Source organism: Streptomyces sp. NBC_00464, from assembly GCF_036013915.1.
In the GTDB taxonomy this organism is placed as follows: domain Bacteria; phylum Actinomycetota; class Actinomycetes; order Streptomycetales; family Streptomycetaceae; genus Streptomyces.
Window position 1 is genome coordinate 129,456 of record NZ_CP107899.1, and the last position, 26,097, is coordinate 155,552.

Consider the following 26,097-nt stretch of genomic DNA (forward strand, 5'->3'; position numbering starts at 1 on the left):
GGCGCAACGCCGGACACCGGACCGGCCCGAGGGCCGGTCCGGTGTCCGGGTGCGGTGGAGGTGTCAGGAGTGGACGAGCACCTGCGCCAGTGCCACCCGGCCTGTGCCGGTGGCCACGATCTTCACCGTGCGGGTGCGGCTGTCCAGGTTCACCAGCGTGGGACGCAACGCCTTCCCACTGACGTGCACCGTGCCGTCGTCCGTCACGACGTCGAAGTCGGCCGTGGCGGAGCCGGAGTTGTTCCACACCTCCACCTGCCGGACGTGCCGGACACCGCCGAGGTCCACCTGCCACCAGGCACCCTCCTCGGAGAGCGTGCGGGTGTCCGTGTTGGTGTCGGCGTCCAGGGCCAGTTCCGCCGTCGCCGTTCCCTCGGTGGAGGACTGGGTGGCCGTGCCCGTGCGCGCGAGGTCGGTGCGCAGCCGCTCGACCGGACCGCCGCGGGAACCCGCGCGAGCGGCGACGGCGAGCGCTTCGGCAGGCAGCCGGTCCAACCCGGTGAGGTTGTCCGTCATGACGGAGCCCCGGCCGGCGAGTGCGGGTGCGGCGGTGTCGGTCCAGTTGCCCCGGGCGATGTTCTCGATGCCGTAATCCGCCCAGTTGGAGACCCACTTGTAGCCGATGCGGGTGATGACGTTCTTCTCGACGGTGATGTGCGAGGACTGCTCGTCGAGGTAGATGCCGTTGCCGTCGCGCTCGGTGTTGCCGTACGCGGAGCGGTTGATGTAGTTGCCGCTCAGGACGGTGCCGGGCTGGGCGCCCTGGGTGTAGATGGCGCCGCCGTCGTGCTGCTGCTGCGCCACCTCCATGACGTCGGTGATGCGGTTGTTCGTCACCTTGTTGTCGCGCAGCACGGACTTCTGGGCCTCGGTCTGGTTCCAGCCCCAGCCGACGGAGATCCCGGAGTACGGGAGGTGGTCCAGGCTGTTGTGGTCGACGGTCAGCTCCGCCTCGTAACCGGCCCAGATACCGACCGCGTCGGTGTACTCCACGCCGGTGCGGCTGATGGTGTTGTACGCGACGGTGTTGCGCTCACCGGTGAGTTCGGCTCCGGGCATCGGCTCCGTGTCGCCGACGTACACCGCGCCCGATGACAGGTCGGTGAACGTCGAGCGAGTCACGGAGCTGTCCTTCGTGCCTGCTTCCAGGATCGCACCGGCCCCGCCGAGGTGGGTGAACCGGCTGTGGTCGATGCTCACCCCCCGTCCGCCGCGGACGGTGACCGCGGCGGACGGCTTGGTGTAGAAGCGGCCCGCGTGGTCGACGGGGCCGGTGGCTCCGGTCAGGGTGAGACCGGCCTGCATGCCCGCATAGCCCTCGTCGGTGCCGGGCTGTCGGTACGCCGCATACGCGAAGCCGATCCCGTCGACGGTGACGTCGTGGGCACCGTCGACGACGAGCAGCTGTTCGGTGTGCGGAGTGATGGCCTGCGCGCGGCGCATGTTCTCGCCCTTGCGCGGCAGGTAGGTGACGGTGCGGTCGGTCGAGTTCCAGACGAACTCGCCCGGCTGGTCAAGCAGTTCGGGGGCGTTCTCGAAGAAGGCGACGCCGCTGTAGCGGTTGGAGTCGACCGTGGTGGAGTCCCAGGCAGGTCCGGTGCGCTCGGTGCCACTCGCCGAATTGGTCCAGCAGGGCTGGGCGAAGGTCATGGTGTCGCCGCTGACGCCCGCGATCCGGCAGTGGTAGTTGCGCCAGCGGACCCGGATGACGGCCTCGGCGTCCGTGGGGCGCTGCCACCGGTCGATTCCGGTGGCGGTCGCACCCGTCATGCCGGCCTTGGTCGCGTCGCACGTGGCGGCCGCGCAGGCCTCGCCTCGGGCGCGGGTCGCGCGGTTGCCGTCGACGAAGAGCTGGCGCGGGGTGACACCGGCGGGGACATCGGCGCTCCAGGTGCCGTCGGTGTTCTGCCGCCAGCCCGTGATGTCCTGTCCGCCGGAGAGAACGGGCCGGGCGCCGGGGGCCGCGGCCCAGGAGACGCCGGAGTCCGCGGCGCCGAGCCTCAGGGGCTCGTCGAGCCGGTATGTACCGTTCTTGAGGAGCACACGGACCTCGCGTCCTGTCACGGTGCGGGCCAGGTCGCGGGCCCCTTCCGTGGTGCAGGGGTGAGCGACGGTGCAGGAGGTGCCGTGGCCGTCCGGGGCCGCGTACAGGGTGCGGGTACCGGGTGCGGCCTGGGCCGTCGGGGCGGCGAGGAGCGCGGCCAGGAACACCGCGGTGGCGGTGGCGGCGGTTCCTCGTACGACGTTCATCGGGCGGTTCACGCAGATGCCTTCCAGTCGGGGTGGCCGGGCATGGGCGGATTGACGGCTCCGAAGAGCCAGTCGCGCAGGAACGGGTCCACGGAACGGTCGCCGGTGACGTCGACGGTGTGCCGGATGAAGGCCTCACTGGTGTACGTGGAGTCCTTGAAGCGCTTCACCCACTCACGCATCACCTTGTCGAACGACGGCCGGCCGATCTGCAGGCTCAGGGCGTACAGGACGAGCGCGCCGCCGTCGTAGATGTTCGTGCCGCCGAGCGCCTTGGGCAGTCCGGGCGGGCCGTCGGTGGCGCGGACCGCGTCGAGCTTCTCGTACGTCGACTTCATCTTGTCGGCGAAGACGGACCAGCCGCGCTCCTCGCCGTACAGGCCCGCGTAGTACACCGCGGGGCCCTCGTTGAGCCAGGCCTGCTGCCAGTCGTTCGGGGTGACGGAGTCGCCGAACCACTGATGGACGAGCTCATGGACCATGGTCGTCTCGTAGCCGGGCTGACCGTTGGCGTTGAGCTTGAACCAGTTGGTGGAGAAGAGGGAGAGAGTCTGGTTCTCCAGGGCGTCGGTGTAGCCGTCGTAGATGTGGAGCCCGTAGACGGAGAACGGGTAGCGGCCGAACTTCGCCTCCAGCCAGGCGAGATGGTCGGCGGTACGGGCCACGATCGGGGCGTACTTGTCCTCCTGGCCCTGCGGGACGATGTGCCGCAGGGGCAGACCGCGGTGGCTGCTTCCGTAGAGATAGGTGCCCTTGACGACGGCGATGCCGATGAGTTCGGTCGCCATGCGCTCGCGAAGGGCGAAGTGCCAGACGGTGGAGCCGTCGGCGCGCGGGGTCCTGTGGGTCGGCTCGCCGTTGGCGGTGGCGACGAAGCCTTCGGGGGCGCTGATGTGGAAGGTCCACGTCGCCTTGTCGGACGGGGTGTCGTTGCACGGCAGGAAGGTGTCGGCGCGCGAGGACTGGGCGGCCGAGGCGAAACCGCCGTCGGTGCCGAACTTCCAGCCGGTGAGGCCGAGTCGGGGCGCCTTGCCGTTGCCCCGGTAGCGGATCTCGGTGGTGAACGCCTGCCCGAGGTGGAGCGGGCGGGCCGGAGTGACGGTCAGCTCCTGACCGCTCTGTCCGGGTGCCAGCGACCAGGTGGCGGGGCGGCCGGCGACGGTGACGGAGTCGATGGTGTGGCCGTCGGTGTCCAGATTGAAGGCGGAGAGGTCGTGGGTGGCCTTGGCGCTGATCTTCACGGTCGCGGTGAAGTCGTACGTCACGGGGACGAAGTCGAAGGTCAGGTCGTAGTGGACGACCTGGTAGCCGCCGTTGCCGAGTGTCGGGAAGAGCGGGTCGCCGACGCCGTCGGAGCCGGGCTTCGGGTCGAACCCGTGCGGCCGGGCGGAGGCGGGAGAGCCCAGGGCCGGGACGGCGACGGCCGCGGCGACCGCGGCCCCGCCGAGTGCGAGGACCGAGCGTCGCGTGGTCACTTCTTGCCCTTCTGGAAGGCTTCCTCGAACTCGCCGCGGGCCTGCTCGCCGCCCTTGGCCAGGTAGTCCTTGACGAGCTGGTCGTAGGCCGACATGGACTTGCGGCCGGCGATGATGTCCTTGAGGCCGTCCAGCTTGAACGTGTAGAGGCTGCCGTAGCCCTTGGAGTCCCAGGTGGGCGAGGAGTACTGGAGCGTCGGGTCCGGCTCCATCATCGGGATCATCTTGGTGAAGGCTTCGTGCACATGGCGGACGCCCTCCTCCGAGTCGGCGCTGAAGATCGCGGGCACGGCGGAGGCCATGAACTTCCAGGGCACGGTGACGTCCTGGGTGCCCTGCTTGGTGAGCGCGGGGTTGCCCTTGGCGTCGCGGGTGAAGTCCTTGCCCTCGACCCCGTAGTTGATGAGGGTGTACTCCTGGCTGCCGAACGGTGATGCGGCGAAGTCGGCCAGCGCGAGGACCTGCTTCACGCGGTCTCCGGACGCCTTCTTGATGTGGGTGTTCTCCAGCTTGACGTTGTCCATCCAGGCGACGGGCGCGGAGCCGAACGGCACGAAGGGCCTCGGGTCGTACTTCTCGTCGATCGCCTTCATGGCGGCGATGTAGCCGACACCGGGCGCCAGGTAGGTGGGCATGCCGTCGTAGACGTACGCGCCCTTGCCGTTCTTGAACATGTCCGTGTACTGGGCCTTCTGTGCCCCGGACATCTGAAGGGTGCCCGGGTAGAAGCATCCCGCCTTGTAGAGCGACCGCGCGGTCTCCACGGCCTTGCGGAACTCCGGAGTCTCCAGGTCGGTGGTGAATTTCCCGGTCGCGGAGTCCAGCCGCCAGGAGTACGGTGCGCCGGCCGACATGGCGAGGACGTTGGTGGCGCCCGCGATGATCGCGTACTGGTCCTTCTTGGGGCGGGTCAGCTCCTTGCACGCCTCGACGAAACGGTCGAGGCCGGTGATCTGGTCGAGGCTCGTGATGCCGATCTCCTCGAACAGGTCGTGCCGGTAGAAGCCGGCGCCGCCGGTACCGGTGCGCGCGATCGGGATGCCGAAGAGCTTCCCGCCGAAGATCGCGGCCTGCCAGGCGCCCTTCGGGATCGCGGCCAGGTTCGGGTAGTCCTTGACCTTGTCACCGGCGAGGTACGGAGTCAGGTCGGCGCACGTGGCCTGGAGGAAGCCGGACTTGTTGTCGACGCCGCCGACCTCGGGGTACATGAAGAGGTCGGGGAGGCTGTCGCTGGCCACCATGGTGGAGAACTTGGTGCCGTAGTCGTCGGCGGGCACGGCGGTGATGTTCACCTCGCCGCCGAGGAGCTTCTCGATCTCCTGCCAGGCCACGTTCTTGCCGCGCGAGGGCGGCGGCGGGGAGAACGTCTCCATCGTCGCGCTGATCGGCTTCGCCCCCTTGAGCGGCGTTCCCTCGGTGGCCCTCAGCGGCTTGGCCGGATAGCTGAAGAAGCCCTGCGGGACACCGGCGGCGGTGCCGGCCAGGTCGGGCTTCAGACCGATGTTGCGCACCGCGGTGTCCGGGAGCAGCGAGGCGCTCTTGGCCTCCGCCTTGGCGGTCGTGCCGCCGTCGCCGCAGGCGGCGAGCAGCGGGGCGGCGGCCAGTCCCAGACCGAGGCCCGCGCCCATGCGGAACAGTGCTCTGCGATTGATGGGGGAAGAGCTCGACACCTGAATCTCCTTGGAAGTGGGAGAGGGGAAGGAAGAAGTGAGGGGCATTGGCTGCGCTCAGCCCTTGACGGCGCCCGTGAGCACGCCCTTGGTGAAGTAGCGCTGGAGGAACGGGTAGACACAGAGGATCGGGACGACGGCGATCACGAGGACCGCCATCTGGACGGCCTGCTGCGGGGCGAGCACCTCGCCGGCGGAAGCGGCGTTCAGGCTCTGTCCCTGGAGAACGTAGGTGCGCAGCACCATCGGCAGCGGCCATTTGTCGGTGTCGTTGAGGTACAGGAGCGAGTTGAAGAAGGCGTTCCAGTACGTCACCGCGTAGAAGAGGCTGATCACGGCGAGGACGGCCTTGGACAGCGGCAGGACGATCCGGACCAGGATGCGGAAGTCACCGGCGCCGTCGACCTTCGCCGCGTCGTACAGCTCGTCCGGCAGGTTCATGAAGAAGGACCGCAGGACGACCAGGTTGAAGGCGCTGACCAGGGTGGGCATGACGAGCGCCGCGTAGGTGTCGTAGAGGCCGAGTCCCTTGACCAGGAGGAAGTTCGGGATGATGCCCGCGTTGAACAGCATGGTGAACAGGGCGGTCATCAGGATGAAGCGGGACCCGGTGACATCACGGCGGGAGAGACCGTACGCCATGCCGACGGTGACGAGCAGGCTGGCGAGGGTGCCGAAGACGGTGATGCCGACGGAGACGAGCAGCGCCCGGGTGACGACGCCGCCGGTGAAGATCGTGCGGTAGGCATCGAGGGTGGGGTGGTCCGGCCACAGGACGAGGCCGGAGCTCTTGATGATGTCGGTCTGTGAGGCGAAGCTCGTGCCGATGACCCCGACGAGCGGGTAGGCGACGGCGAGGACGACCACCACGACGGCGACCGCCTTGGCGGTCGTGCCCATCCGGGTCGGGCGCTCCATCCACGGGGGCCGGCCGTCGGACTTGCGTACGGGGGCGGGGCGGGTAGCCGGTACGGTGCTCCGGCTCTTGGCGCGCGTCTTCTCAGCGGTCAGCACCGCGGTACACCCCTTCGTGGCCGAGCCGGTGGGCGAACTTGTTCGCGCCCAGCACGAGTGCGGTGCCGATGACCGCCTTGACGAGTCCGACGGCGGCGGCGACGCCCCAGTCGTTGTCCTTGATGCCGTGGTAGTAGACGTAGGTGTCGAGGACTTCACCTGCGTCCGGGCCGACCGCGTCGCGCTGGAGCAGGATCTGCTCGAAGCCGACGGAGAGGATCTGCCCGAGGTTGAGGATCAGCAGCAGGATGAGTACGGGGGCGATGCCCGGCAGCGTCACGTGCCACAGGCGGCGCCGGGGCCCGGCACCGTCGATCGCGGCGGCCTCGTACTGCTGCCGGTCGATGTTGAGCAGCGCGGCGAGGATGATGATCGTGCCCCAGCCGGCGTCCTTCCAGGCCACCTGGAGGGTCAGCAGCCAGGGGAAGGCGTCGGGGTCGCTCATCATGTCGTAGCGCGGCAGGCCCATGCTCCCGAGGACGTCCGGCAGCACGCCGGCGCCGCCCAGGATCTGCTGGAAGATCGAGACGATGATGACCCAGCCGATGAAGTGCGGCAGATAGACGACGCTCTGCACGAAGCGCCTGATGCGATCACTGGCGATGCTGTTGAGCAGCAGGGCCAGGGCGATGGGGACCGGGAAGAAGAACACCAGCTGGACGAGGGCGATCTCCAGAGTGTTGAACGTCGCGCTCCAGAAAGCCGGTTCGGCGAACGCCGCGGAGAAGTTGGCGAAGCCCACCCAGACGCTGTGCATGTATCCGAGGTAGGGCTGGTAGTCCTGGAACGCCACCACGTACCCGAGCAGCGGGACGTAGTGGAAGACGACGAAGTAGAGCAGGCCGGGCAGGGTGAGCAGCAGCATCACCCGGTCGCGCTTGATCCGCTGCCCGAGTGTCAGCCGGCGTGGGGCGACGACGGCCGGGCCGCCCTGCGGGGCGGGTTCTTCGACCCGCTTTCGCCGCTTTTCCCGCGGCAGCGGGGGTGCTGTGTCAGCCATGGTGCGTCCTGTTCGGCTGGGTGGCGCGTGGTGAGCCTTCTGCGGCCGCAAGTTAGTAAGCGGTTAACCCAAGCGTCAAGAGATCCGGGCGAACGTCTTTATTTCCCGATGCTCTCGGTAAGGAAATCCGCCTCCCGAAGGCCTTAATACCCTCACAAATAGGGCAGTTCGATGGCGGGAGAGCTTGACGGTCACCCATCACGCTCCTTAGCGTGCCGGTCATTCCATAGAACGCGATTACTGTCCGGAGGCAGGGTGCGAACCACCGAAGAGGCGCCGGCTCGTTCCGGTACCGATGCTGCGGCCCCGCCCGAGAGGCGCCCGCGCACGGTCCTGGTCATGAGCCCCGGGCTGCTGGACGACGTCTTCCCACCCCCTGTCCGGGCCCGTCTGGAGGAGACCGCGGAACTCCTCGACCCATCCCTGATCAGCGAGTTCGACTCCCCCGACGCCGTGCGGGCACTGGCCTCGGCGGAAGTGCTGCTCACCGGCTGGGGGTGCCCGCCGGTGGACGCCGGTCTGCTGGAGCGGACACCACGGCTGCGGGCGGTGATCCATGCGGCCGGCACGGTGAAAACGTTTCTGTCGCCGACCGCGTTCAACCGCGGGATCATCGTCTCCTCGGCCGCAGCGGCCAACGCCGTGCCGGTGGCGGAGTTCACCCTGGCGGCGATCATCATGGGCGCGAAGCGGGTGTTCCCGCTGGCGGGGCTCTACCGCGCCCGCCGCACCCACCGCACCGGGGCCGACCTCGACCGGCAGCACTGGCTCGGCACGCACGGGCTGACCGTCGGCGTCGTGGGAGCGTCCCGGATCGGCCGCCGGGTGATCGAGCTGCTTCGGGTGGTCCTGGACGCGGAAGTGCTGCTGTACGACCCGTACGTGGGCGCGGCCGAGGCCGAACTGCTCGGCGTGACCCGTACGGACCTGGACACCCTCGTGGCCACCAGCGACGTGGTGAGCGTCCACGCCCCGGACACCCCCGAGACGCGGGGCATCATCGACGCGCGCCGGATCGGCCTGATGCGGCCCGGCACCCTGCTGGTCAACACCGCACGCGGCACCCTGGTGGACACCGAGGCGCTGACCGGGCATCTGGTCAGCGGGCGGCTCGACGCGGTCCTGGACGTCACGTCCCCCGAACCACTGCCCGCCGGCCACCCGCTGTGGGACCTGCCCAACGTCTTCCTCACCCCGCATCTCGCGGGTGCCCAGGGCAACGAGGTGGGCCGGCTGGGGGCACTCGCCGTCGACGAGCTGACACGGTACGCGCGAGGGGAGCCCTTCGCCCATCCGGTGCACCGGACCGACCTGGGGAGGATCGCATGAGCACCGTCCCCGGGCAGGCTCTAGGCTCGGCGTCACACAACAGCCACCAGGGGGTGAGCCGGATGCGCCGGCAGAGCACGGCCGCGGACGGACAGCGGCGGGCCACGGTCACCGACGTCGCACGGCGCGCAGGCGTCTCGACGGCCACCGTGTCACGCGTCCTGAACCGCAACTACCCCGTCGCGGAGGCCACCCGGGAACGGGTCGAGTCGGCCATGCGCGAGCTCGGCTACGTGGTCAACGCGCACGCCCGCGCACTGGCCGGCGTCTCCAACCGCACCGTCGGCATCATCGTCAACGAGGTCATCGACCCCTTCTACGCCTACATCGCCCGCGGCGTGGAGCGTGAGGCGGCGCTCGGCGGACGCCTCTGCCTGGTCTGCTGCACCCAGGGCGACCCCCAGCGCGAGCTGGCCTTCATCGACCTCATGCACGAGCGCAGGGCGGACGCGGTCGTGGTGGTCGGCGGCTCCATCGCCGACCGCGGCTACACGTCCGAACTGGCCCGACGGGCCCGGGAGCTGGACGCGGGCGGGTCCAAGCTGGTGCTGTGCGGACGGCCGCCCCTGGACGAGTCCGCGCCCACGGCGGCGGTGGAGTACGACAACGAGGGCGGCGCCTTCGCCATCACCGACCATCTGCTGATGCAGGGTCACGAGCGGATCCTCTACCTCGGCGGCCCGCCCAAGCTCTCCACCACCCGCGACCGACTGGCCGGCCACCGGCGCGCCCTGGAGCTGCGCGGGGTCGCCATCGATCCCGAACTGGCCCAGCCCGGCGCCTTCAGCCGTAACTTCGGCTACCGCAGGATGGCGGAACTCCTGCGGGACGGGCCGAAGTTCACCGCCGTGTTCGCGGCCAACGACATGGTCGCGGCCGGGGCGGCCCAGGCGCTGGAGGAGGCCGGCCTGCGGGTGCCCAAGGACATCTCGCTGGTGGGGTACGACGACATCCCGGTCGCCCAGGAGCTGCGCCCCCGGCTGACCACCGTCCATGTGCCACTGGAGGAGATGGGCCGTCAGGCCGTGCGGCTCGCCGTCTCGGGCGGCGACGAGGACGACTGGCGCGAACCGACCACGGGCGCGCTGCGTCTCGGCACCCACATCGTGGTACGCGATTCCGTGGCACCCCGGGCCGGCCGATCCACCCGCATGTGACCGGTTACTGACTGCCTGTCCACAGTTGGCCATAGAAAATCGCAGTAACTTCCCGACTCCCCTTGCGGCTGGATAGCAACCGCTTACATGCTGACGGGACGCCCCACCCCCGTTCCGCACGCTTCCGCCCCTCATTCGTTTCTGCAGGGAGAGTTCCGCATGCGTAAGCCCAGTTCCTCCGCCCCGGCTTCCCGCTCCGTCGGGCGCCGCGCCGTCCTGGCCGCCGGCGCCGGGGCGGTGGTCGCCCTCGGCGCCACCGCGACCTCCGCACAGGCCGCGACCGCCCGCCCCGCCGCCCGCCCGGTCTCGCTGACCGTCACCGCCCGCCCGGCCGCCGAGGCCGAACGGCTGCGGCTGGCACAGGCCCTGCGCGGTTCGGAGTTCCAGCCGACCGGCCTGTACGCTCCCGCCGGAGCCCCGCTCTCGCTCACCGTCCAGCCGTACGACGATCTGGTGCCCACCCTCTGGATCGGCGCCTGGGACTACTACGGCGAGATCACCGAACCGCGTAGCTACCCGCTCACCGCGGGCGCCAACACCGTGACCGACGCGCACGGCGGCCCGGTCTATCTGACGCTCACCGGACGCGGCGAGAGAGCCGGTGTGCTGTTCCGCTCCGGCACCGCCCCCATGCCGGTCTTCACCCTCGGCAGCACCACCGAGGCCGAGTACCAGCACCAGCTCGACACCCTGACCGCCTCACCCTGGGTGGAGTTCCACGCCCCGAACACCATCATGACGCTGACCCGTGAGGGCGCCCTGCTGTACCGCGGCGAAGACCATGCCGCGCTGCTCCGGCTGGTCGAGACCATCATCGACTCGCACGCCCGGATCAGCGGACTGGACGGCTCGAAGGCGGTGCACCGGCGCAAGGCGGGGCCGTACCACTTCACCGAGGTCAGCAAGGTGCCGACCGGTGTCGGCGCCTACGCCACGCACGGCTACAACGGCTTCCCGAGGGCCTATCTCGACCGGGCCACCACGGTGGAGGGACTGCGCACGCGCGGCTGGGGTCTCTACCACGAACTCGGGCACCTGCACCAGCAGATGGCGTACAAGCCGGGGGGCCTCACCGAGGTCACGGTGAACATCTACTCGCTGGCCGCGCAGCGCACCCTCGACCAGCCGTCCAATCTGCTCACAGTCGACCCGGCGACCGGGCTCACCGCCTTCCAGACCTCGCGCGCGAAGTTCGGCACGGCCGGGCTGACGTACGAGAAGTCCTTCGGCGCCTACGAGAAGCTCGTGCCCCTGCGTCAGCTGGAGCTGGCCTTCGGCGACGACTTCTGGCCCCGGCTGCACAAGCTGGTGCGCGAGGAGAACCCGCAGTCGGACTACACGGAGAACGACAAGCGTTACCGCGCGCTGGCCACCTATTCCAGCCGGATCGCGGGCTACGACCTCACCGACTTCTTCGTGAACACCTGGGCGTTCCCGGTCGACGCCGTCGGCAGGGCCGAACTGGCGGCCCTCAAGCTGCCGCAGCCGCCCGTCGACCCCAGCACGCTCACCGAATGACGGCCACGGACAGGGAGACAGCATGCAGCTGAGCAGAAGGACCCTTCTCGCCGCGGGCGGCGCGACCGTGTCCGGAGTCCTGACCGCGGGCGCGGCGCGGGCCGCGGAGCCGGAGCCCGCGGCGCCGAGCGCCGAAGAGGACTTCGACGCCCTGGTGGCACGGGCAGAAACCCTGCTGACCGGGGGCGCGTTCGACCCGTCGGACCCCGACTTCGCCGCCGGGGTCGCCGCACTGGACAGCACCGCCGAGGAACTCTGGCACACCCTGGACCGCGACGCGGGCCGCACCGCGCTGTGGACCGACCTCGCCCCCCTCACCGCTCCGGGAAACTTCGGACAGAGCTATACGCGACTGCGGACGCTCGCGACCGCGTGGGCCACCCCCGGCACGTCGCTGTCGGGCAGCGCGGAAGCGGCGGACGCCCTCGTCTCCGCACTGCGCTTCACGTACGACACCGCCTACCGTCCGAGTGCCCCGGAGAGCGGCAACTGGTGGTTCTGGGAGATCGGTGCGCCACGAGCACTCATGGACACCTGTGTCCTGTTGCGCGGCCGCCTGCCCTCCGGTGATCTCGCGGACTATCTGACGGTCGTCGACCGCTTCTGCCCGGACGCGGACCGCCGCACCAACTCCCCCACCCTGTCCGAGACGGGCGCCAACCGCACCGACAAGGCCGTGATCGTCGCGCTGCGCGGCCTGCTCGGCAAGGACGCGGCCAAGGTGGCATCCGCCCGCGACGCGCTCTCCGACGTACGCGACGCCGGTCGCAACAGCCTTTTCCGCTATACGAGTTCGGGAGACGGGTTCTACGAGGACGGCTCGTTCGTCCAGCACGAGGTCGTCGCGTACACCGGCTCCTACGGCACCGTGCTGCTCGGCGGCGCCGCCTATCTGCTCTCGCTCCTCGCCGGTTCCCCGTGGGCGGTCACCGACGCGAAGGTGTCGGTGATGTACGACGCCGTGGAGCGGAGCTTCGCACCGGTGGTCTTCGACGGACTGATGATGGACGCGGTGCGCGGACGGGCCGTGTCCCGGGAGCGCGCGGGCGATCACCGGGACGGTGCGACAGCCGTCGCGGCGATCCTGCTCCTCGCGTCCGGCGCACCGGCCGACCGGGCGGACCGGTGGCGCGCGCTGGCCAAGGGCTGGCTGACACGCAACCGCACCACCCCGTTCGCCGAACTGGCCACGGTCCCCCAACTTGCCCTGGCCAAGGCCGTACTCAACGACCCAGACATCCCTGCCGAGCCCCGCACCACGGGCAGCTTCGTGTTCGCCGACATGGACCGCGTGGTGCACCGCCGCCCCGGCTGGGCCTGCGCCCTGTCGCTGTCCTCCCGGCGCATCTCCGCGTACGAGGCGGGCAACGGCGAGAATCTGCACGGCTGGTACACCGGCGACGGCATGACGTACCTGTACGACGATGACGGCCTCGGGCAGTTCAACGACGGCTTCTGGCCGACCGTGGACCCGTACCGCCTGCCCGGCACCACGGTCGACACGCGCGAGCGCGCCGATCTCGGCACGGGTGGCGGGACCTCCACCTACCGGCCGGCGAACGCCGTCGCGGGCGGTGCGGTGCTGGGTGGCGGATTCTCCGCCGCCGCGATGGAGTTGACGGGCGCCCAGGGCAGCACCCTGCGGGCGAGGAAGTCGTGGTTCCTGCTCGACAACGCGGTGGTCATGCTCGGAGCGGGCATCACGGCGAGCGACGGCCGGACCATCGAAACGGTCGTGGAGAACCGCAACCTCGGCGCGGACGGCCGCAACCGTCTGCTGGTGAACGGGGTTCCCTGCGCCGTGGAGGACGGCAGGCCCGTCGAGTTCGGCCGGGCCGGCTGGGCGCATCTCCAGGGTGTCGGCGGCTACGTCCTCCCCGGCACGACCACCCTGCACGCCCTGCGCGAGCAGCGCACGGGCACCTGGCGGGCGATCAACACGGGCGCGGACACCGGGGGAAGCACCGATCCCGTCAGCCGCCGCTACGTCACGCTCTGGGTGGACCACGGGATCTCCCCCACCGACGCGGGCTACGCCTATGTGCTGCTGCCCGGCGCGTCGGCGGCGGCCACCGCGGTGTGGTCGCACTCGCGGCCGGTGCGGATCATCGCCAACGACGCCACCGCGCAGGCCGTGGAGGACCGCAGGACCGGACTGACCGCGGTGCACTTCTGGGGCGCCGGTTCCGCGGCCGGGATCACCGCGTCCGGTCCGGCGACGGTCCTCGTACGGCGGCGGGGCGCACAGGTGTCCGTCGCGGTGGCCGACCCGGGCCGGACCCAGGCGGAAGTCTCGGTCGAACTCCCCTTCCGCGTCAGATCGGTGGCGGCGTCCGACGCCACCGTGACCCTCATCCCGGGGCCCCGGCCCGTGCTCACCGTCGCCGTCGGCGGCTCCCGGGGCCACACCCACCACGCCGAACTCGTCCGGTAACCACCCGGCAATCCACCCCTAGGAGCAGCACCACCATGTCCGTCGCCCCACATCTGCATCTGCCGCCGACCGACCGGGTCCTGTCGTCACGTACCGGCTGGACCCGGGCCCACTGGGAGGCGACCGCCGACCGGATGCTGGACGCGCTGACGCCGTACGCGACCCCCGGATTCGCCCAGTACCGGCTGCCGGGCCGCGGCAGCTGGTCGGGGATCGTGTCCGACGGGCTGGAGGGATTCGCCCGGTCGTTCCTGCTCGCCGCCTGCCGGATCGCGGGTGCGGGCGGGGCGGTCGATCCCGCGCTGACCGAGCGGTACGCCGCCGGTCTCGCGGCCGGGACGGATCCGGCGAGCGGGGAGGCGTGGCCGCGTCTGACCGACTGCTCCCAGCAGATGGTGGAGGCGGCCTCGATCGCGGTCGCGCTGCACGAATCCCGGCCGTGGATCTGGGACCGGCTGGACGCGAAGGTTCAGGAGCGGGTCGTCGACTGGCTCTCCGGGTTCGTCGGCGGCCGCACCTGGGACAACAACTGGCGGCTCTTCCAGGTGGTGTCCGAGCAGTTCCTCGCCTCGGTGGGAGCGCCGTACAGCGCCTCGGACATCGAGGAGGGGCTGGACAGAATCGAGGACTGGTACGTCGGTGACGGCTGGTACACCGACGGGGACGGCCGCAACTTCGACTACTACATCGGCTGGGCCATGCATCTGTACCCGATGCTGTGGGCCCGGATCGCCGGTGCGGACGGTGACGGCGGCCGGAGCGCGGTCTACCGGCAGCGCCTGAGCCGGTTCCTGGAGGACTACCCGCACTTCTTCGGGGCGGACGGCGCCCCGGTCCACCAGGGGCGTTCGCTCGCCTACCGGTTCGCCGCGCTCGCCCCCGTGTGGATGGGCGCGCTGGCCGACTGCACGCCGCTCGCCCCCGGCCTGACCCGTCGGCTGGCCTCCGGCACCCTGCGGCACTTCGCGGAGCGCGGGGTGCCGGACGAACGGGGACTCCTGACACTCGGCTGGTACGACACGTTCCTGCCGTCCACCCAGCCGTACTCGGGACCCGCGTCGCCGTACTGGGCGAGCAAGGGATTCCTCGGCCTGCTGCTTCCGGCTGACCACGAAGTGTGGACCGCTCGTGAACTACCGCTCCCCGTCGAGGAGTCCGACACCTACACCGCGCTGCCCGCCCCGGGCTGGCTGCTGCACGGAACCCGGCACGACGGCATCGTCCGCCTCGTCAACCACGGCAGCGACCACAACCCGCCCGCGCCGGACGCTGCGGACATCGAGGCAGGCGTCGATCCGGACAAGGACGCGGGCGAGGACGATCCGCACTACGCCAAGTTCGCGTACTCGACGGCGACCGCACCGCAATCCGCCCCGCACGCCCTGGCCCGCAACATCGACGGGCATCTGGCGCTGCTCGCCCCGGACGGAACCCCTTCCCGGCGCCGCCGGATCCATCCGCTGCGCTGCGAGGACCGCATCGCCGCTTCCTGGTCGGCGGCGCGGCTGCCCGGTGACGAGCGCGCGTACCGCGTGGAGACGACGAGTGTGCTGCACGGTCCGTGGGAGATCCGGGTGCACCGGGTCGAGGCGCCCGAGGGCGCGGTGGTCCGGGAGGGCGGCCACGCGGTCGCGGACACACAGAGCCCGTTCGCCTCGTCGGGGCCCGACTGGGCCCTCGCGCGTACGGCCGACGGGCTGAGCAGCGCACTGGTCGCGCTGTACGGCTGGGACGGGGGTGCGGAAGGCGCCGCCGTGGCACGCGACGTCGAATCCCATGCGTACGGACCGCACTCGGCGGTGCCGTATCTGCGCAGCGCTCCCCGTGCGGGCGGCCGCAGCGTCCATGTCTCGCTCGTCGCGCTGTCCCGCGACAGCATCCATCCCGAGGCGCTGCGCACGGCCGTGCGGGTGCGGGTGGACGGGGACTCGGTCGTGCTCACCTTTCTGGACGGCCGCACGGTCGAGGCCTGACGGCGGCGGACCCGTTGTCCGGCGCTCAGGTCCCGAGGATGTTCTCCTCCCGCTGGTGGATGTGTCCGAGGAGCTCCTGCGCCAGGGACTTGATCGTGTCGAGCCCCGCCCGTCCCCACGGGCGGGGCACGATGTCGACCGCGCAGACGGCACCCAGGGCGATACCCGTCCGGTCGATGAGGGGCGCTCCGAGATAGGAGCGGATGCCTATGTCGTCGACGACCGGATTCCCGGCGAATCGCGGGTAGTCGCACACGTCCTCCAGGACCAGTGCCCTGCGCCGGACGACGACGTGCGGGCAGAAGCCGTGGTCGATGGCCACATAGCGGCCGCGGCGGCCGCTTCCGGCCGCCGCGGCCCCCAGGTCGGAGCCCTTCCACGTGCCGGCCGGAGTGTGCAGCCCGGCGAAGAACTGGCGGTTCCCGTCGATGAAGTTGACCATCGAGAAGGGCACATCGGTCACTTCGGCCACCCGGTCGGCGAAGGCGTCGAAGTTGTCGAACGAGGCATCGGACCGCTCCCCCAGGCCGAGGCTGCGCAGCCGCTGGGTCCGGACCTGGGCGTCGCTGTCGACGGGTGTCAGCAGCAGCCGGCCGAGGTCGTGCGGGGTCGTCACGGATGAGCTCCGTAGCTTCCGCGGCCGGTCAGCGGTGCGGGTTCGGCGGAGGCGTTGATGAGGTGCTGAACCAGGGTGACCAGCGCTCCGGTGCCCGAACTCGCAATACGTGCGTCGCAGAGGACGACCGGGACCGCCGGTGCGAGGTCGAGGGCGGCCCGCACCTCCTCGGGGCCGTAACGGAAGGAGCCGTCGAACTCGTTGACCGCGACGATGAATCCGATACCGCGCCGTTCGAAGAAGTCGACGGCCGCGAAGCACTCCTCCAGTCTCCGGGTGTCGGCGATCACGACCGCTCCGAGCGCGCCCTGGGAGAGTTCGTCCCACATGAACCAGAAGCGCTCCTGTCCGGGCGTGCCGAACAGGTAGAGCACATGCTGCTCGTCCAGCGTGATGCGGCCGAAGTCCATCGCCACGGTGGTGGAGGTCTTGGACTCGATGCCTTCGAGGCTGTCGGTCGCCGCGCTGATCTGGGTGAGCAGCTCCTCCGTGCTCAGGGGCGCGATCTCGCTGACCGCGCCGACGAACGTCGTCTTGCCGACGCCGAAACCGCCCGCCACCAGCACCTTGAGCGCGACGGGGAAGCTCTCGGGGCTGCCGTGGTCCTCCTCGTATCCGGACGTGCCGGTCACGTCCCCGTATCCGATGTCGCCGGGCGGGGCCGCGTACCCGCTGCCGCCCGGGGCGTCCGCGTATCCGACGTGTCCGGGGCTTGCGGTCCCCGCGTACGGGGCGGAGCCGTCGAAGCCGTCAGAGCTGTCGTCGTAAGCCATCGAGCACTGCCTCCAGCAGGGATCGGTCGGTGGGCATGTCATGGAAGGCGGGCGGGTGCGCGGTGACCGCGCCGCAGTCGACCAGGTCCGAGAGCAGGACCTTGGTGACGACGGCGGGCAACCGCAGATGCGCGGCGATCTCGGCCACCGAGGTGGGCCCGCCGCACAGCCCGAGCGCCACGGAGTGCTCGGGTCCCAGATGGGTCTGCGGGACGGTCCCGGTGGCCATCACCAGGGAGAGCAGATCGAGCACGGTCGTGGGACGGGTGCGCCCGTTGCTCACGGTGTAGGGGCGGATGAGGCGGCCTGCCGCATCGTCGAGCAACGGCCCGTCCTGCGTGGCCGGCATGGTCACAGCCCCGTGGCGCCCGGCATCCCGGCCGCTTGTCTCGTCGGGGTCACCAGATAGGGCCGGACGCTCTTGACCAGCATCGTCATCTCGTAGCCCAGCACGGCGGCGTCGGCGTTCCGCCCGGCGAGCACGGCCAGACAGGTGCCGGCGCCGGCGGTGGCGACGAACAGGAGCGTCGAGTCGAGCTCCACCACCACTTGGCGGACCTCTCCGTTGTCCCCGAACCGGGCCCCGGCACTGCGGCCGAGCGAGTACAGGCCGGCGGCCAGCGCCGCCATGTGGTCGGCGCTGTCGGCGTCCATGCCGTGGAGGGATTTCACCAGCCCGTCGGCGGAGAGCAGGACCGCGCTGCGCGTGTACGGAACGCGCTGTACCAGCCCGCTCAGCAGCCAGTCGAGGTCCGAGACCTGACCGGACGGCGTATCGGTCGCCATGGTGCATCTACTCCTTGGTGGTGTTCAGTTGCGTTTCGAGTGGGTCTTGATCGCCGGGGTACGAGCCGGCCCGGAGAAGTTCCACAGGAGCGACGCCGCGGACCGGGAGCGGGTCCAGCGGTGCCCGGCCGGTCCGTACGGCTCCGGACCGGCCGATGTCCGTTCCTGCGTTCGTTCCCGAGTCCGTTCCTGCGTCCGGGTACGTCCCGAACCCTGGGTCGGTGTCCGGTGCGGGCTCCGCCTCGGCCTCCTCACACGCCTCGGCAAGGTCGATGCCGCGCCGGAAGGCCGCCACCAGACCCGGGTCGTGCAGGGTGGGCTCCTCCTCGGAACGCGGTGCGGGAGCCTCCCTGAGCTGCGGGACCAGGTGTTCCTGGTTGGCCCGCCTGGGGAGCTGGGGCCGGCCCATCGTGCCGCGCACCACTCCGCTCTCCTGAGGGAGCGCGGGAACCTCGTCGTCCATGGACGGGATGCCCGAAAGAGCGTCGGCGGGGGCGGGCCGGTCGAGGCGTTCGGCACGCAGCGGGAGCGGGGGCCCCTCGCCCTGACGCGACGTCTGCTGCGGTGCCTGGTGCAGCCTCAGTTGCTGCTGCTGCGGAACGTAGGGACGGCGCTCCGGTTCGGGGGCGGGGGCCGCTTCGGGGGCCGGGTTACGGCGTCCTGGGGTGCCGTCCACGGGCGGCGGCCGGTGCACCGGGCCGAGGGGCGGAGCAGGTGCGCCGCCGGCCTCGCCGGACACGTCCTCGTCGGCCCCGAGCAGGGACTGCGGGAGGACGAGCACGGCCTGGGTGCCGCCGTAGATGTTGCTCTGGAGACGTACGGCGATGCCGTGCCTGCGCGCCAGGGAGGCCACCACGAACAGGCCGATCCGGCCGTCCTGGAGCAGTCGGGCGACATTGACCTGGTCGGGATCGGCCAGCAGGGCGTTCATCCGCTTCTGCTCGTCGCCCGGCATGCCGAGCCCCCGGTCCTCCACTTCCAGGGCGAGGCCCGCGGTGACGCGCTGGGCGCGGAGCAGGACCTGGGTCTGCGGTGCGGAGAACACCGTGGCGTTCTCCACCAGTTCGGCCAGCAGGTGGATCACGTCGGCCACCGCGTGCCCGCGGAGCGTGCCGTCGATCGGGGGTACGAGTTTGACGCGCGGGTACTGCTCGACCTCGGCGATCGCCGAGCGCAGCACCTCCGTCATGGTGACCGGGTTACTCCACTGGCGCCTGGAGACAGCGCCTCCGAGGACGGCGAGGTTCTCGGCATGCCGCCGGATGCGCGTGGCCAGGTGGTCGACGTGGAACAGGCCCTTGAGCAGATCGGGGTCCTCGACCTGGTGCTCCAGCTCGTCGAGCAACTGGATCTCACGGTGCACGAGCGACTGCAGCCGGCGGGCCAGATTGACGAAGACCTCGACCTTCTGGTCCTCGCCGGTGTGCTCGGACAGCCGGGACGCCTGGACGACGGCGGCCACGGCTCCCTCCTGCTGGCGTCCGAGCTCCTGGGCGAGCAGCTCGAAGGCGTCGCTGCCGGGCGCGACGGGCTGCGAGGGGCGCCGCGCGGGCACGGGTTCGCCGTTGCGGAGCTGTTCCACCACCCGTTGCAGTTCGGCCTGGCCCTGAGCGCTGGCCCGGCGCAGGGCCAGGCAGCGGCCGAGGACGGTGGTCGCCACCCGGTTGGCGGCCAGGAAGGCGGCCACCATCGCGGCGACCGACAGCGTGACCGCGGCCCCGAGCACCGTCCAGAGCTCCTTGGACGGCCGGATTCCGCCGGCGCGGGCGGTGTAGATGACGGCCGCGGCACCGGCCAGTGCGACCGCGACGGCCGGCAGGACTGCGGTGCGCAGGAGTTGGGGGCGTATACGCGCCTCGGGAGACGGCTGGGCAGCGCGGGGTCTGGACGCGGCCGAGTGGGAACGGGGACCCGGTCGGCCGTGCCGCCCGCCCTCTCGTCGTTCCGGTCGCGCGTCGGGTGCGCGAAGTTGAGACATCAGCGTCCTCGGTACGTGGGGCACCAGGAATCGGCATTCATGTGGTGACACCTACGGTGGTCGGTCATTCTCGGGTCATCGGCCGGGCAGGCTCGGAACATATGAGCCCACCGTTGATCACCGGGCACACACGGTAGTCGCCTCGTGCGAGGGTGCGACGGGCAGTTGTGGAACTTGCCCGCCATCCGTCCCGCTCTGGTATGACCTCTCGCACGAGCGACCGATTTCGCCGGGCACCTACCCGGTGGGCCGATACCCGTCGGCGGTGCCGCGCCGCAGCGACGCGACACCACCCACGGACGCGGCAAGCCCCCTCGACCGCCGTCGAGGGGGCTTGCCGGGCTGCGGGAGCGGCTATGCCTTGCGGAGTCTGGCGATGATGCCGTCCAGGTCGCGCTGGAACATGTAGTCGCGGAAGACGTGCCCGCCGGGCTCCTCGTGCCACTCGTGCGGGATGCCTGCGTTGCCGAGCAGAGCCCGGAACTCCCGCTGCCCGGCCAGCACCTGGTTCTCGTTGACCTGGTCGAACCAGTTGACCGGGTCGGGGCTGGTGCCCGCGACCAGGAAGACCCGCTTGTTGCGGTAGCTCTCGATCCGTTCGACCGGATTGTCGGCGCTGACCCGGGACTCGTCCCACAGCGGCACGCCGTACACCGTGCCGCCGGCCAGTTCCACCGCCGCGGACGAGGCGTTGGCCCAGTGACCGACCAGGCCCGCGTCACGGCGCAGACTGGCCGGACCGGAGTGGGCGCTCACCGAGGCGAAGTGGCCGTAGTACTTGGCCGCGTACTTCAGCGCGCCGAAGCCGCCCATCGAGAACCCCGCGACGGCCCGTCCGTCGTACTCGGCGTACGTACGGAAGTTCGCGTCGATCCAGGGCAGCAGCTGGGCGATGTGGAACGTCTCCCAGTTCCGGGGACCGGCGTTGGAGCTGACCGGGTTGGAGTACCAGCCCGCGTGCCCCCCGTCGGGCATCACGACGATGACCGGCCTGCCCGCCGTCCAGGCCCGGATGCCCGCACGGTCGAAGGTGATGAAGTCCTGGTCCGTGCCGCCGCCGTGCAGCAGGTAGAGCACGGGGTAGCGGCGGCCGCCGGTGTGGTAACCGTCGGGGAGCAGGACGTTCACTCCGGGGTTCCAGCCGATCGCGTCCGTCGCGAACCGGTAGTACCGCATTCGGGGATCGCTCTCGTTGCTGTCCACGATGCGCAGCCCGAATCCGTCTCCCGCGGCTCTGGCGGCCGTTGCCGCGGCGAGGACGCTCCCGGCGCCCAGGGCCATCGCCGCGGAGAGCCCGCCGGCGGCCCTGATGACGCTTCTGCGGGTGGGACGGCTCCCGTTGGCGCTCATGCCGAGTACCCCTTCGGCGGTATCAGCGTGGCCAGTTGGTCGAAGGAGATCCAGTAGATCTGGTTGCCGCTGAAGGACGCGGGGTCGGCTATGAGGACGGTGCGGTCCACCTCGTCGTAACCGAAGACGGTGAAGTAGTGGTAGATCGTCTGGTCCGACGGATAGCCGGGCGGCTGATTGCCCGGCGGGGCCACGATGTTGGCCACCAGCGGGTAGTTGCGGTCGATGTCGAAGACGATGTCGTACCAGAGCAGGTCCCGCTGGGCCTGGGTGGGCGGGTCGTTCGGCATCTCCTTCGTCTCGTACCAGCCACCGCCGAGGTTCGAGTTGAGCACGTTCGTGACCTGGCCGATGTGGTCGGTGCCGTTCTGGGTGGTGCCGAGCTGCCAGGCCAGGTCTCCCTGACTGGGCGGGGCCATCCGGGCGGAGAGCGCGATGCGGGTGGCGGCCGGGCCGCACCAGTAGCCGGTCTCCTGGACCTGGTAGTCGATCTGCAGCCAGTGCGCGCTCTGCGTACGGCCGGCGGCGACCTCCAGCCGGCTGCCCGGCTCGTTGTGTCCGCTGACGACGGCCGTGCCGGCCTTCGAGCCGTGCGCGAGCACGGACACGGACGAGGTCTGCGGTACGGGTGACGCCTGGGCCAGGGTGGGCTGGACGAGGACTCCGACAGCGGCTACGGCGATCGCGGCGGACACAAGTCTCTTGCGCATGCAGGCTCCTGAAGAGGGTGGGGGCGGCCTTGCGGGAAGAAACGCATTCGGGAAACGCTCAGCTGTGCGGGACAGCGGGAATCAGCGTCTCCGGTGCCGCACCGGGCGCGCAAGCGCTGAAAGTTCAGACTTACGCCGGTACTTGAGAGGCCGTCAGATCTTGTGCTGCCGTCACGTCCTGGCTGCCGTCACGCCTCGACCGTCGCCCTCCGGGATTCACGCGCCGCGCTCGGGCGGCCGACGGGTCCGCTCCTCGGCGGCCAGCAGCGCCCTCCCTTCGGCGGTCGCGACGTGAAAGGAACGTCCGGCCTTGCGCACCGTGGCGACCAGCCCTGCCGCACGCAGCACGTTCAGGTGCTGACTGACGGCAGGGTGGGTCACATCCAGGAGCCGGGCCGCCTCGACCGTGGAGCAGCCGGTGCGGGTGGCGCGCAAAATGCCCGCACGGGTGTGCCCGAGCAGGGGCCCCAGAGGACCGGCGCCATCCATGGCACGGGCCCCGGGGGCGGCGGCCGGGGCCGGTCCTGCCCAGTTGGCCGCATGGTCGATCGGGTAGACGAGAACGGGCGGCAGGTCCCCGTCGGCCAGTGTGATCGGCGTCGGCCAGCAGAAGAACGACGGCTGGAGTACGAGCCCCCGGCCGCGCAGGCGCAGGTTCTGATCGACTGGATACGTCACTTCCAGGACGGGCGGACGCCAGCGGAACTGCGGCCCGAGCCCGGTCAGCAGACCCTCGGTTCCCCCGTCGAGCAGGCTGTGCAGCCGGACGGCGCGGTCGGCGTCGATGTGGGCGTGCACGCGCTGCCAGTACGGTGCGAGTGCTTCGCGCTGGTACGTGCCCAGAGCCCCGCCCAGACGCCGCAGGGTTTCGGCATCACCTCCAGCCAACGGACGGACCCAGTTGGGCAATTGGAGGGACGATGCCAAGTGGGTCAGGTCGGTCCGCAGCCGTGGTCGTGGGGTGCTCATCAAGGTGTCGAGGGATGCCTGCAGCGTGGCGCGGTCGCCGGACGTGGGGGTGAGGAAGTCGGGTGAGTAGCCACGCGGGGGCAGTAGCGAGGACAGCAGCCGGGGGCTTTCGGAGAGCCTCGGCCGCACCCAGCGACGCCAGGCGCCGAACACCCTTTCACCGTCGCGCCGTTGCAGGGTCTGCACGCTGTTGCTGATCTCCCAGAGGAAGTCCGGGCCGGGGGCCACCCTGACCCGCGCCAGGTCCTCGGACGTGAAGTACACCCGCAGCATGGCCGCTCCCCCGGGAAGTGAGCTCCTCCGGGCGCAGCGTACCGCCGTTCGACCGCCCTCCCACCCGGTTCGGACGTCACTGCGCCGGCCGTGCCGGTGCACCGCCCGGGGAGGCGGTGCACCGGCACGGCCGACGCGTCCGTCCTATGCCTGGGCGGCCCGGTCCCGGTCGCGGCCGGGGGTGACGGCGGCCTTGGCCCCGCCGGGAAGCTGTACGTGCACGGGGGGCCAGTTGCCCCATCCCGGTGCCGGTTCGGCGGCCACACCGCGCCACCACGGCTCCACGGCGGGCGGATCGGCTGGTTCGAACGGCTGGCCCGGTCGCGGGGCCGCCATCGTCACGCCGGCGAACTGCGTGGCGCGCATGGACCATTCGGCGGGTTCGGCCCATGGATGCAGGGCGAGGTTGAAGGTGCCCCAGTGGATCGGCAGCATGACGCCCGCCGACGGGTCGTCGCCCTGGAGGTCCAGATGGGCCTGGACGCCCTCGTCGGGACTCATGTGGATATCGGGCCAGGCGCCGGGTTCCGGCTTGCTGTCCGTCTGGTCCTTCGGCCAGTACTGGCTGTACGCGCCGATCTGGATCATGGTGGCGTCGAAGGGGCCGTGTGCCGCGCCGATCTCCTTGAAGCCGGGGAAATAGCCGGTGTCACCGCTGTGGTAGATCCGGTGCTCGGGCCCTGCGACGGCCCAGGACGCCCAGAGGGTGTGCTGCTGGTTGCGCAGGCCCCGGCCACAGAAGTGCCGGGCGGGAGTGGCGGTCAGGCTGATTCCGGCGACGGTCGTGGACTCGTTCCAGTCGAGCTCGTGGATCCGGTCCAGGGGCACGCCCCAGCGCTCCAGGTGCGCACCGACGCCGAGCGGTACCGCGAAGACCGTGGCCGTGTCCGCGAGGGTGCGGATCGTCGGGAGGTCGAGGTGGTCGTAGTGGTCGTGCGAGATCACCACGACGTCGACCGGGCCGAGGGCACCGAGCGGCAGCGGCGCCGGGTGCACACGCTTGGGACCGGCGAAGGCGAAGGGCGAGCAGCGCTCGCCCCACACCGGGTCGAACAGCACCCGGCGTCCGTCGATCTCGGCGAGCACACTGGAGTGCCCCATCCAGGTGAGCCGCAGCCCGGAGGCGGGGGGCTCGGCAAGGTCGGCGAGGGTCGTGGCGTGCACGGGCACGGTCCCGGTCGGCGCCCTGAGAACCCGCTCCTCCTTGCGGAAGTAGACCTTCGCGAACTCCAGGGCGGACCCGGACGGCCTGGTCCGCGCCCCCACCGGGTTCTGGAAGACCCCGTCGGCGAAGTTGGGGGAACGGCGGATGCGCTCCATACGGGCGCCGCCCGGGTCGGCCCCGAAGGCGGCGGGACGCAGCGCACGCAGTCTGGTGCGGAGCGGGAGTGGGGAGTCAGCGCCGGTCACAAGGTCTCCTGAGGGAGTCGGTATCGTCTCATTATGGACAGGGTGGACGACAGTGCGAGTACGGAGCACCCAACGGGATGGTGCTCCGGAATTTCAGCCACGCTGCTGTCCGTACACGTGCTCGACGTGGAGCCGCAGGACGATCCGGCGGTCCCTGACCATGGCCTTGCGGTAGTCGTCCCAGTCGGGATGCTCGCCCTGGACGTCGCGGTAGAGGCTGATCAGTTCCGCCACGGTGGCGTCGTCGGGGTCGGCGGCCACCGGAGTGAGCTCGGCCGTACCGTCGGCGACCGTCCAGGCCCAGCGGTCCTGACTGGTCACGTGGTAGCTCGCCCGCGGGTCCCTCGACAGATTCCGGGTCTTCGCCCGGCCCTCGGTGACCGAGACGCGGACAATGCGCTCGTCGGGGTAGTAGAAGTGGTTCACATTGGACAGCTGCGGTCTGCCGTCCCGCCTGAGCGTGACCAGCACACCGCCGTTCTCCTCGGCCAGCAGCCGTAGGAGCCCCTGCTCCTGTGCATCGAATCCCGTCATGCCGAATCCAACGTCCGGTCCGCCCACAGGATTCCGCATCCGGTGCGGCGGCGTTCGGCATACGTCCGGATCCGGCCACCCCGCGGTGCCCGGCCGCTCCTCCCGGCGCCCCGATGTCACATCCTGCGGCCCCCGCGCGTCGCACCCGTGCCAGCAGCCCGGCGACGGCGCCGCACCGCCCCCGCCGGCACCGAGCCGTACCGAAGGAGACCGGCCATGACCGCCCGTATCTCGCTCGACCCGCCCCGCAGCCTCTTGTTCCGCGCCGTCTCGTGGTACTCGAACCGTGCGTACGGGAAGGTCATCGATCCCCTGCGCGCCGGCGCCCACCACACCGGGGTGCTGTGGGCCTACTCCCGGCTCGAGCTGTCCGCGGGCCGCTGGAAGAAGCTGGACCCGCAGCTCAAGGCGCTGGCGGTGATGGCGTCCGCGGCCACCGTCGGGTGCAGCTGGTGCATGGACTTCGGCTACTGGGTGAGCCACAGCCAGGGCATGGACCCGCGCAAGCTCCGCGAGGTGCCCGAGTGGCGCGGGAGCGACGCCTACACCCCGCTGGAGCGCGAGGTGCTGGCCTACGCGGAGGCCATGACCGTCACCCCGCCCCGGGTGGAGGACGAGATGGTGGACCGGCTGCGCAGCTCGCTCGGCGAGGCGGCACTGGTCGAGCTGACGTCGATGATCGCGGTGGAGAACATGCGGTCGCGGTCGAATTCGGCCCTCGGCCTCACCAGCCAGGGCTTCAAGGACTGGTGCGAGCTGCAGCCGCCCGGCGCGTCCGGGCGGCACACTCCGGCCACTGACCGGTGAGGCGGCGCAGGCCGCGTTGACAGCGTGTCCCCGGCTCCCGATACTGACTGGCGATTCAGTAAATGATCGTC

At 70.6% G+C, this 26,097-nt stretch carries 21 protein-coding genes; 6 read left to right on the plus strand and 15 right to left on the minus strand.

The window, feature by feature from the left end; translation table 11 throughout:
- Positions 1-63: 63 nt before the first annotated feature.
- From OG912_RS00575 to OG912_RS00595, 5 genes are all read right to left on the minus strand, one after another.
- Entirely contained in the window at positions 64-2,262 is a 2,199-nt protein-coding gene (locus tag OG912_RS00575) for a right-handed parallel beta-helix repeat-containing protein (RefSeq protein ID WP_327707643.1), read from the minus strand.
- Positions 2,259-3,725 carry a M1 family metallopeptidase gene (locus OG912_RS00580; RefSeq protein WP_327707644.1) on the minus strand — a complete coding sequence of 489 codons (1,467 nt, stop codon included), beginning with the start codon at positions 3,723-3,725 and terminating at the stop codon, positions 2,259-2,261. The genes OG912_RS00575 and OG912_RS00580 overlap by 4 nt, the downstream gene beginning before the upstream one ends.
- Positions 3,722-5,395 (minus strand): extracellular solute-binding protein, encoded by a 1,674-nt coding sequence (locus OG912_RS00585; RefSeq protein ID WP_327707645.1) that lies wholly within the window; start codon positions 5,393-5,395, stop codon positions 3,722-3,724. Before OG912_RS00585 ends, OG912_RS00580 begins: the two co-directional genes overlap by 4 nt.
- A gap of 57 nt (positions 5,396-5,452) precedes the next feature.
- Entirely contained in the window at positions 5,453-6,313 is an 861-nt protein-coding gene (locus OG912_RS00590; RefSeq protein WP_327713306.1) for a carbohydrate ABC transporter permease, read from the minus strand.
- Between the two features lie 82 nt (positions 6,314-6,395).
- The gene (locus OG912_RS00595; RefSeq protein ID WP_326740286.1) at positions 6,396-7,409 is read right to left on the minus strand and encodes an ABC transporter permease; all 1,014 of its coding nucleotides are present in this window, start codon (positions 7,407-7,409) and stop codon (positions 6,396-6,398) included.
- Between the two features lie 339 nt (positions 7,410-7,748).
- Between OG912_RS00595 and OG912_RS00600 the strand changes: the two genes are divergently transcribed.
- The 5 genes from OG912_RS00600 (at position 7,749) to OG912_RS00620 (ending at position 15,820) form a co-directional block, all read left to right on the plus strand.
- Positions 7,749-8,738 carry a hydroxyacid dehydrogenase gene (locus tag OG912_RS00600; RefSeq protein ID WP_327707646.1) on the plus strand — a complete coding sequence of 330 codons (990 nt, stop codon included), beginning with the start codon at positions 7,749-7,751 and terminating at the stop codon, positions 8,736-8,738.
- A gap of 62 nt (positions 8,739-8,800) precedes the next feature.
- Positions 8,801-9,895: a LacI family DNA-binding transcriptional regulator gene (locus tag OG912_RS00605; RefSeq protein ID WP_327713307.1), complete on the plus strand. Its 1,095-nt coding sequence runs from the start codon at positions 8,801-8,803 to the stop codon at positions 9,893-9,895.
- Positions 9,896-10,054: 159 nt separating this feature from the next.
- On the plus strand, positions 10,055-11,413 hold the full coding sequence (locus tag OG912_RS00610; protein WP_327707647.1) for a M60 family metallopeptidase: 1,359 nt from the start codon (positions 10,055-10,057) through the stop codon (positions 11,411-11,413).
- A 22-nt stretch (positions 11,414-11,435) separates the two neighbouring features.
- Entirely contained in the window at positions 11,436-13,847 is a 2,412-nt protein-coding gene (locus OG912_RS00615; RefSeq protein WP_327707648.1) for a polysaccharide lyase 8 family protein, read from the plus strand.
- Positions 13,848-13,882: 35 nt separating this feature from the next.
- On the plus strand, positions 13,883-15,820 hold the full coding sequence (locus OG912_RS00620; RefSeq protein WP_327707649.1) for a DUF2264 domain-containing protein: 1,938 nt from the start codon (positions 13,883-13,885) through the stop codon (positions 15,818-15,820).
- Positions 15,821-15,845: 25 nt separating this feature from the next.
- On the opposite strand, the gene OG912_RS00625 is transcribed toward OG912_RS00620, so the two are convergent.
- The 10 genes from OG912_RS00625 to OG912_RS00670 form a co-directional block, all read right to left on the minus strand.
- The gene (locus OG912_RS00625) at positions 15,846-16,436 is read right to left on the minus strand and encodes a GAF domain-containing protein (protein WP_327707650.1); all 591 of its coding nucleotides are present in this window, start codon (positions 16,434-16,436) and stop codon (positions 15,846-15,848) included.
- On the minus strand, positions 16,433-17,068 hold the full coding sequence (locus tag OG912_RS00630; protein ID WP_443061070.1) for a GTP-binding protein: 636 nt from the start codon (positions 17,066-17,068) through the stop codon (positions 16,433-16,435). The genes OG912_RS00625 and OG912_RS00630 overlap by 4 nt, the downstream gene beginning before the upstream one ends.
- Positions 17,069-17,186: 118 nt before the next feature.
- A complete protein-coding gene (locus OG912_RS00635) occupies positions 17,187-17,558 on the minus strand; it encodes a DUF742 domain-containing protein (protein ID WP_148017001.1) in 372 nt (123 codons plus the stop codon).
- A 2-nt stretch (positions 17,559-17,560) separates the two neighbouring features.
- The gene (locus OG912_RS00640; RefSeq protein ID WP_326740279.1) at positions 17,561-17,995 is read right to left on the minus strand and encodes a roadblock/LC7 domain-containing protein; all 435 of its coding nucleotides are present in this window, start codon (positions 17,993-17,995) and stop codon (positions 17,561-17,563) included.
- A 7-nt stretch (positions 17,996-18,002) separates the two neighbouring features.
- Positions 18,003-19,973, minus strand: a complete 1,971-nt coding sequence (locus OG912_RS00645) for a sensor histidine kinase (protein ID WP_327707652.1) — start codon at positions 19,971-19,973, stop codon at positions 18,003-18,005.
- A gap of 354 nt (positions 19,974-20,327) precedes the next feature.
- On the minus strand, positions 20,328-21,323 hold the full coding sequence (locus OG912_RS00650) for an alpha/beta hydrolase (RefSeq protein ID WP_327707653.1): 996 nt from the start codon (positions 21,321-21,323) through the stop codon (positions 20,328-20,330).
- A complete protein-coding gene (locus OG912_RS00655; protein ID WP_327707654.1) occupies positions 21,320-22,033 on the minus strand; it encodes a C39 family peptidase in 714 nt (237 codons plus the stop codon). Before OG912_RS00655 ends, OG912_RS00650 begins: the two co-directional genes overlap by 4 nt.
- Before the next feature lie 216 nt (positions 22,034-22,249).
- Positions 22,250-23,275: an ArsR/SmtB family transcription factor gene (locus tag OG912_RS00660; protein ID WP_327707655.1), complete on the minus strand. Its 1,026-nt coding sequence runs from the start codon at positions 23,273-23,275 to the stop codon at positions 22,250-22,252.
- 144 nt (positions 23,276-23,419) lie between these two features.
- Complete coding sequence (locus OG912_RS00665; protein ID WP_326740274.1) at positions 23,420-24,685, minus strand: MBL fold metallo-hydrolase; 1,266 nt, start codon at positions 24,683-24,685, stop codon at positions 23,420-23,422.
- Between the two features lie 93 nt (positions 24,686-24,778).
- The gene (locus tag OG912_RS00670) at positions 24,779-25,219 is read right to left on the minus strand and encodes a PPOX class F420-dependent oxidoreductase (RefSeq protein ID WP_327707656.1); all 441 of its coding nucleotides are present in this window, start codon (positions 25,217-25,219) and stop codon (positions 24,779-24,781) included.
- A 216-nt stretch (positions 25,220-25,435) separates the two neighbouring features.
- Here OG912_RS00670 and OG912_RS00675 point away from each other — a divergent pair, with 216 nt between their 5' ends.
- Entirely contained in the window at positions 25,436-26,026 is a 591-nt protein-coding gene (locus tag OG912_RS00675) for a carboxymuconolactone decarboxylase family protein (protein ID WP_327707657.1), read from the plus strand.
- Positions 26,027-26,097: the final 71 nt, after the last annotated feature.